The 12249-nt window shown below is 62.2% G+C and carries 9 protein-coding genes; 7 read left to right on the plus strand and 2 right to left on the minus strand.

All coding sequences use genetic code 11. The annotated features are described in order from the left end of the window. Positions 1–141 precede the first annotated feature (141 nt). Positions 142–1596, minus strand: coding sequence for an SLC13 family permease (locus CLV41_RS09820; RefSeq protein WP_103222355.1), 1455 nt, complete (start codon positions 1594–1596; stop codon positions 142–144). A gap of 230 nt (positions 1597–1826) precedes the next feature. Continuing rightward, complete coding sequence (locus CLV41_RS09825) at positions 1827–2783, minus strand: LysR substrate-binding domain-containing protein (protein WP_103222154.1); 957 nt, start codon at positions 2781–2783, stop codon at positions 1827–1829. A gap of 168 nt (positions 2784–2951) precedes the next feature. Here CLV41_RS09825 and chvE point away from each other — a divergent pair, with 168 nt between their 5' ends. The 7 genes from chvE to CLV41_RS09860 all read left to right on the plus strand — a co-directional run bounded on the left by chvE (position 2952) and on the right by CLV41_RS09860 (position 12144). Beyond that, positions 2952–4016, plus strand: coding sequence for a multiple monosaccharide ABC transporter substrate-binding protein (gene chvE / locus CLV41_RS09830; RefSeq protein WP_103222356.1), 1065 nt, complete (start codon positions 2952–2954; stop codon positions 4014–4016). Between the two features lie 144 nt (positions 4017–4160). Continuing rightward, positions 4161–5675 (plus strand): multiple monosaccharide ABC transporter ATP-binding protein, encoded by a 1515-nt coding sequence (gene mmsA / locus CLV41_RS09835; protein WP_103222155.1) that lies wholly within the window; start codon positions 4161–4163, stop codon positions 5673–5675. A 13-nt stretch (positions 5676–5688) separates the two neighbouring features. Next, positions 5689–6933 carry a multiple monosaccharide ABC transporter permease gene (gene mmsB, locus CLV41_RS09840; protein WP_103222156.1) on the plus strand — a complete coding sequence of 415 codons (1245 nt, stop codon included), beginning with the start codon at positions 5689–5691 and terminating at the stop codon, positions 6931–6933. A gap of 4 nt (positions 6934–6937) precedes the next feature. After that, positions 6938–7939, plus strand: a complete 1002-nt coding sequence (gene araD1, locus CLV41_RS09845; RefSeq protein WP_103222157.1) for an AraD1 family protein — start codon at positions 6938–6940, stop codon at positions 7937–7939. Positions 7940–7942: 3 nt separating this feature from the next. After that, positions 7943–9685: an L-arabinonate dehydratase gene (gene araD / locus CLV41_RS09850; protein ID WP_103222158.1), complete on the plus strand. Its 1743-nt coding sequence runs from the start codon at positions 7943–7945 to the stop codon at positions 9683–9685. Then, complete coding sequence (locus CLV41_RS09855; RefSeq protein ID WP_103222357.1) at positions 9685–10608, plus strand: Gfo/Idh/MocA family protein; 924 nt, start codon at positions 9685–9687, stop codon at positions 10606–10608. Before araD ends, CLV41_RS09855 begins: the two co-directional genes overlap by 1 nt. Before the next feature lie 27 nt (positions 10609–10635). Next, a complete protein-coding gene (locus CLV41_RS09860) occupies positions 10636–12144 on the plus strand; it encodes an aldehyde dehydrogenase (NADP(+)) (protein ID WP_103222159.1) in 1509 nt (502 codons plus the stop codon). Positions 12145–12249: the final 105 nt, after the last annotated feature.

Consider the following 12249-nt stretch of genomic DNA (forward strand, 5'->3'; position numbering starts at 1 on the left):
GCTGTAAACCGGATCTGAATCGCGCTGCTGCCGTATGTTGACCTGGACAACGTAAAGTCAATCAGCCGACTTTTGCAAATTGTGATTGCAAGTTGTGAGAACTCGCGACAGCGCGCTTGTTTCGTCCGTCTCCTGACTGAGCTATCCGCTGCCGGCAGTCATTGTGGAGACCAAAGCGATCACCGCGACAGCCGCCAGGTTCACCAGAAAGCCCGCCCGCATCATTTGAGGAATGCTGACCTGCCCGGTTCCGAAAACGATGGCATTCGGAGGCGTCGCCACGGGAAGCATGAAGGCGCAGGACGCGGCCATGGCGGCCGGCGCGGCCAGGAACAGCGGATCCAGGCCGGCCTGCATGGCAACAGCCCCCACGACCGGCAGGAAAGCGGCGGTCGTCGCCGTGTTGCTGGTGAGCTCGGTCAGAAAGATGACGAGCAGCGAGACGGCCAGCACAAGAGCGAAAACCGGCCAGGTTTCAAAAAAGGACAGGCCGTTGCCGATCCACGAGGCAAGACCGGTCTTGTCCACCGCCTGAGCCAGGCTCAGGCCGCCGCCGAACAGGATGAGAATATCCCAGGGAGCCCGCTTCGCCCAATTCCAGTCGAGCAGAAAGACACGCGCATGTGTGCCGGAGGGGATCAGAAACAGCAGCAGCGCGCCGGAAACTGCAATGCCTGCGTCATGAAGACCGGACAGCCCGGTCAAGTCGGCGGTCAGGGGATTGAAGATCCAGAGCGCCGCGACGAGCGCGAATACCGCCGCGACCCGTTTTTCCGCGGCGCTCACCGGGCCCATTTTGTCCAGTTCCTGCCTTATGACCTCAGATCCCGCCTGGGAAGAGGTGTCTTCCAGGTGAAAATCCACCCTGGTGAGGAGGAACCAGGTGATCGGCAACATCGCCAGAACCACCGGGAGCGCGATCACCATCCAGTCCATGAAGCCGACATGAATGCCGTGGCGTTGCTCCATATATGCGGCGAGCAGGGCATTGGGCGGCGAGCCGACGAGGGTGGCCAGTCCGCCTATCGATGCGGAATAGGCAACGGCCAGCAGAAGCGCGGACGAGATGCCTGACTTCTCGCGTTGTCCCGCATCCGTCAGGACTGATGTCAGGGACACGGCCAGCGGCATCATCATCATGGCGGTGGCTGTGTTGCTGATCCACATGCTCAAAAATGCGGTTGCCGCCATCACGCCGCCAATGAGCGCGGACGGGCTGCTGCCGACGACCGACAGGATATGAAGCGCGATGCGGCGGTGGAGGTTCCATCGCTGCATCGCGAGCGAAATCAGGAAGCCACCGAGAAACAGAAATATCAGCGGATTGGCGAAGGGGGCGGCTGTCTGACCGAAATCGGAGATGTCGAACAGGGGAAAGAACAAAAGCGGCAACAGGGCCGTCACGGCCACCGGCAGGGCCTCGGTCGCCCACCAGATCCCCATCCAGACGGCAATCGCGGCAGTCGCCCAGCCCTGGAATGTCAATCCCGCGGGAACGGGAAGTACCAGCATCGCCAGCGCGGCAGCCGGGCCGATCAGCATTCCGGCCAGGCTGTAGCCCTTCACCACCGTACCCCCCGGATTTTCTTCGCTCATGTCTTTCCGGGGGTCATGCATCGGGGCGTTTTCCGTTTCGGCGTGTGGGTCCGCTTCCCGCGCGGCGAGCGGACGCCCTGGACATCCGGGGTGGATAAGACCTGGGTTCCCTCAAAGCTGTATACGGACATTCCAGCGCGGCATACCCCGGTTCAAGCGTCAGTCCTACCGTGCCACGGCCGGGGTCGAAACAAAATATATTTCAAATACCTACTGCCACGCTCGCGTTCTCAACCAGGATTCCCTTTCTCACCGACCGCCCTCAGCACCTCGCGCGCAACGACCTGTGCCACCGGCGTCAGCACCTGACCCTTGCGGGTCAGGAAAGAGTAAGTCTCCACGGACAGCGGCAGGTCGCTTTGAAGTTCGGTGAGAGATCCGGGTGTGCCGTCCGCACCCTCGGCGAAACTTCTGGCGACGGACTGGGCCACAGGAGCGATGGCATTGGTCCTCTGCACGGTCGCAAGAGTGAACAGGAAGGAGGACGTGGTCAGCACTCTCGAGGGCAGGGTCAGCCCCTTGTCCCGCAGTGCCTGTTCCGCCGTCGCCCGGATCGGTGCGCCGGCCGGGGGCAGAACCCAGTCGAAACCGAGCAGGGCTTGCGCGGGAATGGGGGTGTCGGTTCGTGTCAGCGGGTGATCGATGCGGGCGATGATCGAGGCCGGTTCCCTGAGAAGCGGCCGCTCCTCGAAGAGGGCGGGGTCCTCATCCACCGGGACCCGGCTCAGGGAGAAATCCAGCCGGCCGTCCTCGAGTTTCGGCGCAAGGTCCCGGCTGGGAGCGACATCGACGGAAATCGAGATGTCCGGATAACTGAGCCGGATATGGCGCAGTGCGGGCAGGACATATTCGATGGCCGGTCCGGTAACCGAGCCGATGCTGACATGTCCGCTCTGGCCGGACATGTGCTGGTCGATGTCCCGGCCCGCATCGTCAAGTTCCTGCAATATACGCACGCAACGTTCCGCTAGCTTCCGGCCCACTTCGGTCAGCTCGATACCCCGGCCGCTGCGCACATAGACGGCGGCTTCCGTTATCCGTTCGATTTCCGAAATCAGCCGGGAGGCCGCCGGTTGGGTGATGCCGATCGCGGTAGCGGCGTTGGTCAGCCGCGATTGCCGGGCCAGTTCGGCGAGCAGGCGCAGGTGCGATATTTTCAGACCGCGACGCAGCAGATCCAGGCTCATGATGGCTCACTTCAAAGAACGTCAAATTTATACCGGTATCGGTATGTAAGGATAATGAATAATAATTTGACCGTCATGTTGTTTTTCTCGCATCTGTAGCCGCGGCATCATCAGTACATGCCTGAAATAAGTTTTGTGGCCGGTCGGAAACCGGCCTGGGAGGAAAATATGAAGTTTGTTTCCAAGGCTCTGGTCGCGGCTGCGGCCGTGGCAACTCTCATGTCCGGTGCCGTGATGGCGCAGGACAAGGGCACCATCGGTATCGCAATGCCGACCAAATCCTCGGCCCGCTGGATCTCCGACGGCAACTCCATGGTCGAGCAGTTCACCGAAGCCGGCTACACCACCGATCTGCAGTACGCCGAAGACGACATTCCGAACCAGCTGGCCCAGATCGAAAACATGATCACCAAGGGTGCGGATGTGCTGGTGATCGCGGCGATCGACGGCACCACGCTTTCCAATGCGCTGGAAAATGCAGCCGCTGCCGGCATCAAGGTCATCGCCTATGACCGGCTGATCCGCGATAGCGGCGATGTCGACTATTACGCGACCTTCGACAATTTCAAGGTGGGCGTTCAGCAGGCGACCTCTCTGGTCGGAGGCCTGAAGGAGCGCTTCGGCGACGGTCCTTACAATGTTGAATTGTTTGGCGGTTCCCCGGACGACAACAACGCCTATTTCTTCTATGACGGCGCCATGTCGGTTCTCCAGCCGCTGATCGATGACGGCACCATCGTCATCCAGTCCGGCCAGACCGGCATGGACACGGTCGGCACCCTGCGCTGGGACGGCGCGGTAGCTCAGTCCCGCATGGATAATCTCCTGTCCGCCCACTACACCGACAAGACGCTGCATGGCGCCCTGAGCCCGTATGATGGCCTGTCCATCGGCATCCTGTCGTCCCTGAAGGGCGTCGGCTATGGCTCCGGCGACCAGAAAATGCCGATTGTCACCGGTCAGGACGCGGAAGTTCCGTCCGTGAAATCCATTCTCGCCGGCGAGCAGTATTCCACCGTCTTCAAGGACACGCGGGAACTTGCCCGCGTGACGGTCGGCATGGTCGACGCGCTGCTGGAAGGCGGCGAGCCGGAAATCAACGACACCAAGACCTACAACAACGGTGTCAAGATCGTGCCCTCCTACCTGCTGGAGCCGGTCGCGGTCGATGCAAGCAACTGGGAAGAGATCCTGATCGGCAGCGGTTACTACACGGCTGACCAGGTCAAATAAACAAGACTTTCCAAGCAGCACCTCCCGCCCGCAGATCCGGTCACTCCTTCATTCCCGCGCAGACCCGGGAATGAAGGAAGCTGATCGAACCCGGGACAACCGGATCTGCGGGTGGATTTTTTCGGAATTCGGAGATCGGGGTCCATGGCACTCCTTTCCATGCAGAACATCAGCAAGACCTTTCCGGGCGTGAAAGCGCTGGATCGCGTCAATCTGGATGTTCAAAAGGGCGAGATCCACGCTGTCGTCGGCGAGAACGGCGCGGGAAAATCGACGCTCATGAAAATCCTGTCGGGGGTTTACGCCCACGGCGATTATGACGGCGACATTCTGTTCGACGACAAGCCGGCTCGGTTTGCCGGCATTTCGGACAGCGAGAAACAGGGCATCATCATCATCCACCAGGAACTGGCCCTCGTGCCGCAGCTCTCCATCGCGGAGAACATCTTCCTGGGCAACGAATGCGCGTCGAACGGCGTGATCGACTGGCGCCGGACCAACCGGCGCACCGACGAACTCCTCGCCAAGGTCGGCCTTGTGGAGGCTCCAACGACCAAGGTCGACAATATCGGCGTCGGCAAGCAGCAGCTCGTCGAAATCGCCAAGGCGCTCTCCAAGGACGTCAAGCTGCTCATTCTGGACGAACCGACAGCCGCGCTGCAGGAAAACGACAGCCGCAAGCTGCTCGACCTGATGCTGGAACTGAAGGCGCAGGGTGTCACCTGCATCATCATCTCCCACAAGCTGAACGAGGTCCGTTACGTGGCCGACAGCGTGACGGTCATTCGCGACGGCATGACGGTCTCCAAGCTGGACGCCAAGGCGGGTCTCAGCGAGAACGAGATCGTCCGCGACATGGTCGGCCGGGACATGACCCATCGCTTCCCGGATCACAAGCGCACACCCGGCAAGATGCTTCTGGAGGTCGAGGACTGGAATGTCTGGCATCCCGAACACGCCGGGCGTCAGGTCATCCGCGACGCCTCCTTCAATGTGCGCGCGGGAGAAGTCGTCGGCATCGCTGGCCTGATGGGTTCCGGCCGGACCGAGCTTGCCATGTCGATCTTCGGCCGCTCCTACGGCCGCAACATTTCCGGCGCCGTCAGGCTCAATGGCAAGCCGGTGGATGTCAGCACCGTGGACAGGGCGATTGCCGCAGGGATTTCCTATGTGACGGAGGACCGCAAGGCGCTTGGGCTGGTGCTGGACGAAACCATCCGGTTCAACACGACGCTTGCCAATCTGGACGGCGTTTCTTCCGGCTCCGTGCTGAACCGCAACGAGGAAACCAGGGTCGCGGAAAGATACCGCAAGGCGCTGGCGATCCGGACCCCGTCGGTGTTTCAGAAAACGGTCAATCTGTCGGGCGGAAACCAGCAAAAGGTGGTTCTGGCGAAATGGCTGTTCACCGCGCCGGAAGTCCTGATCCTGGACGAGCCGACGCGAGGCATCGATGTCGGTGCGAAATACGAAATCTATTCCATCATCAACGACCTCGCCGCCGAAGGGAAGGGCGTGGTCATGATCTCGTCGGAGATGCCGGAACTGCTCGGCATGTGCGACCGGATCTACGTCATGAATGAAGGGGCTCTTGTCGGCGAACTTGCCGTCGGCGATGCGAGCCAGGAGCGCATCATGTCGCTCATCGTCAACGAATGAAAGAGTGAACTCAATGGAAGTGGCTGAAAGCGACACCAAAGCGGCGCCGGACGTAAGGACCAAAGGCATCGGCGCGTATATTTCCGCGCATCTGCGGCAATACGGTCTGCTCTTCGCGCTGATCGCGGTGATGTTCTTCTTCCAGGTCGTCACCGACGGCACGCTGCTGCGCGCGGTGAACGTCACCAACCTGCTGCTGCAGAATTCCTACATCATCATCATGGCGCTGGGCATGCTGGTCGTCATCGTCTCCGGCAATATCGACCTGTCCGTCGGGTCCGTGATGGGGTTCATCGGCGCCCTGGCCGCGGTGTTGATCGTCGAGCTCGACCAGCCGGTAATTCTTACGATCCTCATTTGCCTGGTCGCGGGCGGTCTTATCGGCGCGGCCCAGGGCTATTGGGTCGCCTACTGGAAAATCCCGTCCTTCATCGTGACGCTCGCCGGCATGCTGGTGTTCCGCGGCCTGTCGCTGTTGCTTCTGGAAGGCCAGTCGGTCGGCCCGTTCCCCAAGGAGTTCCAGTTGATCGCAACCGGCTTCGTGCCGGATATCTTTCCGGCCGGTCTGGGGGAATGGCTCGCGGATTTGCTCGGCGCGCGCAAGGTGAATGTCCTGGCGCTGGCGACGGGAATTGCCGCCGCCGCGCTGGTTGTCTGGATCGGTCTGCGCCAGCGGGCCCAGAACAAGGCCTACGGCATCGAGGACGAGCCGAAAAGCTTCTTCATCGCCCGCACAACCATCATCGCCGCGGCGCTGATCTTTGTCATGTACAAGCTCTCCCTGTTCCGGGGGCTGCCGAATGTGCTGATCACCATGGGGGTCCTGACGGTGATCTATGCCTTCATCACCGAGACCACCACAGTGGGCCGGCGGATCTATGCGCTTGGCGGCAACCAGAAGGCCGCCAAGCTGTCCGGCATCAAGACCGAGCGGCTCACCTTCCTGGCCTTCGCCAACATGGGCGTTCTGGCCGCCGCCGCCGGTCTTGTGTTCGCGGCCCGTCTCAACACCGCGACGCCAAAAGCCGGCTTCGCGCTTGAACTGGATGTGATCGCCGCGGTCTTCATCGGCGGGGCGTCCATGTCCGGCGGTGTCGGGACGATCATCGGCGCCGTGGTCGGGGCCTTCCTGATGGGCGTGCTCAACAACGGAATGTCGATCATGGGCATCGGTATCGACTACCAGCAGATGATCAAGGGCCTGGTGCTGCTCGCCGCCGTGATTTTCGACGTCTACAACAAGAACAAGCAGGGATAAGAGGATGCTGATTTCCCAAATACTGGATGAGCGCGGCAAGCTGGCTGTTGTCGTCCGCGATGGCAGCGAGGCCTGCATCCTGAAAGGTGCCGGATCGACCTATGAGCTTGTCCGGGAGGCGATCGGCAAGGGTCAGAGCCTGGCGGAATGCATTCGCGGTCATGAGCTCGGCAAGGCGGTCGACCTGGAAAAGCTGGCGGAGGAAAAACGCCTCCTGCTGCCGATCACGCATCCAGATGCCGCCCACCTGCATCTGACCGGCACCGGTCTCACCCATCTTGGCTCCGCGGCGACGCGCGATGCCATGCACGCCAAGACCGGCACCGGGGAAGAGGATGCCAATGTCTCCGATTCCATGAAGATGTTCCGCATGGGGCTTGAAGGCGGACGGCCGGAAGGCGGCAGGGTCGGCGTGCAGCCGGAGTGGTTCTACAAGGGTAACGGCGCGTGTGCCGTCGCGCCCGGCGGCGATCTGGTCAGTCCGGGATTTTGCGAGGACGGCGGCGAGGAACCGGAAATCGCCGGAATCTATTTCATCGCCGATGACGCTACGCCGTTCCGGGTCGGTTTCGCGCTCGCCAACGAGTTTTCCGACCATGTGATGGAGCGGCGGAACTATCTCTATCTGGCGCATTCCAAGTTGCGCCCGGCGTCCTTCGGTCCCGAGCTTCTGGTCGGATCCCTGCCGGAAAGCGTCAACGGCACCAGCCGTATCCTCCGCGACGGCAAGGTCCTGTGGGAAAAGCCGTTCCTCTCGGGTGAGGCAAACATGTCCCACACTCTGGCAAATCTGGAACACCATCATTTCAAATATGGCGTCTTCCGCCAGCCGGGTGACATTCACGTTCACATGTTCGGCACGGCGACACTGTCCTTCGCCGACGGCATTTCCTGCCGGGACGGTGACGAGGTCGAAATTTCCGCGCCGGGCTTCGGCGTTCCGCTCAAGAACCGGCTGACCTTCCAGCCTGCGGAGACGGCGGCCACGCAAGTGAAAGTTCTTTAGATCATGAGCTTCAAACCGGCGAAATGGCCCCGCAAGCTGCGGTCGGCGGAATGGTTCGGCGGCACCAGCCGCGACCACATCTATCATCGCAGCTGGATGAAGAACCAGGGGCTTCCGGACGACCTGTTCGACGGCCGCCCGGTGATCGGCATCTGCAACACCTGGTCCCAGCTTACACCCTGCAACGCTCATCTGAGGGATCTGGCCGAGCGGGTGAAACACGGAATTTACGAGGCGGGGGGATTTCCCGTCGAGTTTCCCGTCTTCTCGACCGGCGAAAGCACGCTGCGTCCCACGGCAATGATGTTCCGCAACCTCGCCAGCATGGACGTGGAGGAAGCCCTTCGCGGCACGCCGCTCGATGGCGTCGTGCTTCTGGTCGGCTGCGACAAGACAACCCCGTCGCTTCTCATGGGTGCCGCGTCCGTCGACCTGCCGGCCATCGTGGTCACTGGCGGTCCAATGCTCAACGGCTGGTTCCAGGGCGAGCGCGTCGGGTCGGGCACCCATCTGTGGAAATTCTCCGAGGCGGTCAAGGCCGGGGAAATGACTCAGGAGGAGTTCCTGGAGGCGGAAGCGGCCATGAGCCGGTCACCCGGCTCATGCAACACGATGGGCACGGCCTCCACCATGGCTTCCATGGCCGAAGCGCTCGGCATGGCGCTGTCCGGCAACGCGGCCATTCCCGCCGTCGACAGCCGCCGCCGCGTCATGGCGCATCTCTCCGGCCGCCGGATCGTCCAGATGGTCAAGGACGACCTCAAGCCGTCGGACATCCTGACCCGGCAGGCGTTTGAAAACGCCATCCGCACCAACGGCGCCATCGGCGGATCGACGAACGCCGTCATCCATCTGCTGGCGATTGCCGGCCGGGTGGGCGTGGATCTGTCGCTTGAGGACTGGGACAAGCTCGGCCGGGATGTTCCGACCGTCGTCAACCTGATGCCCTCCGGCAAGTACCTGATGGAGGAGTTTTTCTATGCCGGCGGACTGCCGGTCGTGATCAAGCGCCTTGGCGAAGCGGGCATGCTCAACAAGGACGCCATCACCGTCGCCGGCGAGGCGATCTGGGATCAGGTAAAGAACGCCAGGAACTGGAACGAGGATGTCATTCTCCCCGTGGAGAAAGCTTTGACCCAGCAGGGCGGCATTGCCGTCCTGAAAGGCAACCTCGCTCCTCATGGAGCCGTTCTGAAACCCTCGGCGGCTTCGCCGCATCTGCTGCGGCATCGGGGCAGGGCGGTCGTCTTCGAGGATATCGACGACTACAAGGCCCGCATCGATGACGACGCGCTCGACATCGACGAGACCTGCATCATGGTCCTGAAGAACTGCGGACCCAAGGGCTATCCCGGCATGTCCGAGGTCGGCAACATGGGCCTGCCGCCGAAAGTGCTGAAAAAGGGCATCACCGATATGGTGCGGATCTCCGACGCGCGCATGTCCGGCACGGCCTATGGCACGGTCGTCCTGCACACTTCGCCGGAAGCGGCCGCCGGCGGCCCCCTGGCCGTGGTGCGCACGGGTGACATGATCGAGCTGGACGTTCCGAACAGGAAGCTCCATCTGGGGGTTTCACAAGAGGACCTTGCCCGCAGGCTTGACGAGTGGACACCGTCCCACCACGTACCCGACAGTGGATACGCACGCCTGTTCCACGATCATGTTCAAGGCGCCGACACCGGTGCCGACTTCGACTTCCTGAAAGGATGCCGCGGGTCCGCGGTACCAAAGGACTCTCATTGATGGCTGAAAAACTGGCGCTGGTGGGCATCGGAAAGATTGCCCGCGACCAGCATATCCCCGCGATCGGGGCAAACCCCGACTGGTCACTGGAAGCGGCTGTCAGCCGCCATGCCACAGTCGAGGGCATCGATCATTTCGAGACGCTGGACGCCCTGCTGGAAACCCGTCCGGACATCACCACAGTGTCGCTCGCAATCCCGCCGCAACCGCGCTTTGCCTATGCCGCGGCGGCGCTCAGGGCCGGCAGGAATGTCATGCTGGAAAAACCTCCGGGCCAGAGCCTTGCCGAGTGCTACGCGCTTGAAGCGCTGGCGAAGGAAAACGGCGTGACAATCTTCGCGACCTGGCATTCGCGCCATGCCGATTGCGTTCCGGATCTGAAGGCCTGGCTGGCGGAGCGGACCCTGAAGAAGCTCACGATAACCTGGAAGGAAGATGTCCGCCTCTGGCATCCGGGACAGGAATGGATCTGGGAGCCCGGCGGAATGGGTGTCTTCGATCCGGGCATCAACGCGCTCTCGATCCTGACGGAAATTCTGCCCCATCCGGTGCACCTGTCCGGCGCGACGCTGGAGTTCCCGGAAAACCGCGACACGCCGATAGCCGCCCGGCTCGAATTCGCCGATCCCTCCGGTGCCCCGATGACCGCCGATTTCGATTGGCGGCAGGAGGGTCCGCAGACCTGGAACATCGAAATCGACACGGATCGCGGCAGCGCCCGGCTGTCGCTTGGCGGCGAACGGCTGGAGATCGACGGAGCCCTTGTCAAACAGGGCGCAAATCATGAATATGCCAACCTCTATGCCCGCATGGCGGCCTTGGTAAAAGCTGGCGAAAGCGATATGGATCTCTCACCGATGATTCACGTCTGTGACGCCTTTTCCCTTGGAAAGCGGGTCGTCACCGCACCGTTCCACTATTGATACCCTATTGAAACCGGAAGGTTTATCATGACTTTTATGCCGCACGGAAAGCAGCTTATCGCGGGCGAATGGGCCGCGAGCGAAAACACTTTCAGCTCCCAGCCGGCCCACGGCCAGTCCTTCGATTTCTCCTCCGGAACCGTCAAGGACGTCGATGCGGCCTGCAAGGCCGCGGAAGAAGCCTTCTGGAGTTACGGTTATTCCTCCAGCGAGGACCGGGCGAAGTTCCTGAATGCTATCGCCGATGAAATCGAGGCGCGCGCGGACGCGATCACGGCCATCGGCACATCGGAGACCGGTCTTCCCGAAGCCCGCCTTCAGGGCGAGCGCGGACGCACGAGCGGTCAGCTCCGTCTGTTCGCCAGCCATATCCTGAAAGGCGACTATCTGGACCTGCGTCACGACGGGGCGCTGCCGGACCGACAGCCCCTGCCGCGTCCGGACCTGAAGCTGGTGCAGCGGCCGATCGGGCCTGTGGCCGTCTTCGGCGCGTCCAATTTCCCGCTTGCCTTTTCCACCGCCGGAGGCGACACCGCGTCGGCTCTGGCCGCCGGCTGCCCGGTCGTCGTCAGGGGCCATCCGGCTCATCCCGGAACCGGCGAAATCGTTGCCGAAGCCATTGCCGCCGCCGTGAAGTCCTGCGGACTGCATCCCGGCGTGTTCTCCTTCATCCAGGGCAACGGCTACGATGTCGGCCAGGCACTGGTCCAGCATCCGCTGATCACGGCCGTCGGCTTTACCGGCTCGTTGCGCGGCGGACGTGCCCTGTTCGATCTGTGCGCCCAGCGTCCGGTGCCGATCCCGTTCTTCGGAGAACTTGGCTCGGTCAACCCGATGTTCGTTCTTCCCGTGGCCCTGGGGGCTCGCGGCGAGGCGGTCGCCAAGGGCTGGGCGGGTTCGCTGACCATGGGGGCAGGGCAGTTCTGCACCAATCCGGGCATCGTGCTTGTCCTCGAAGGACCGGATGCGGACGCGTTCGTCAACACGGCCAAGGACGCGCTTTCGCAAATCGGCGCGCAGACCATGCTCACCGACGGCATCGCCGAGGCGTTCCGCTCCGGAAGCCGGAAGGTATCCGGCTCGACCGGTGTCCGCGAGCTGATCGGCACCTCCTGCGAAACCCGTGAAGCCGCGCCGTATCTCTTCGAGGTCAGCGGCGAAGCATGGCTGGCCGACGAGGAACTCGGCGAAGAGGTCTTCGGACCGCTTGGCATCGTCGTGCGCGTCAAGGACGAGGCGCAACTGCTGGAAATAGCACGGAGTCTGGTCGGTCAGCTCACCTGCACGCTGCAGATGGACGACGGCGACACGGACCTTGCCCGGCGCCTGTTGCCTATCCTGGAACGCAAGGCCGGCCGTGTCCTGGCCAACGGCTTCCCGACCGGCGTCGAAGTGGCCGATGCGATGGTTCACGGCGGACCCTATCCGGCGTCCACCAACTTCGGCGCGACTTCGGTCGGAACCCTCGCCATCCGCCGCTTCCTGCGCCCGGTCTGCTACCAGAACATCCCGGACGCGCTTTTGCCGGCGCGCTAACCGGGACAGAGCGGGCAGACGTTTTGGAGCCTGTTCCAAGAAGATATCCTCATCCTGAGGAGGACCGTCATGTCCGCTTCAGGGTGAGGTTTTTGAGTTTTGAAA

It is taken from the genome of Roseibium marinum (assembly GCF_002906165.1).
Taxonomy (GTDB): Bacteria; Pseudomonadota; Alphaproteobacteria; order Rhizobiales; family Stappiaceae; genus Roseibium; species Roseibium marinum.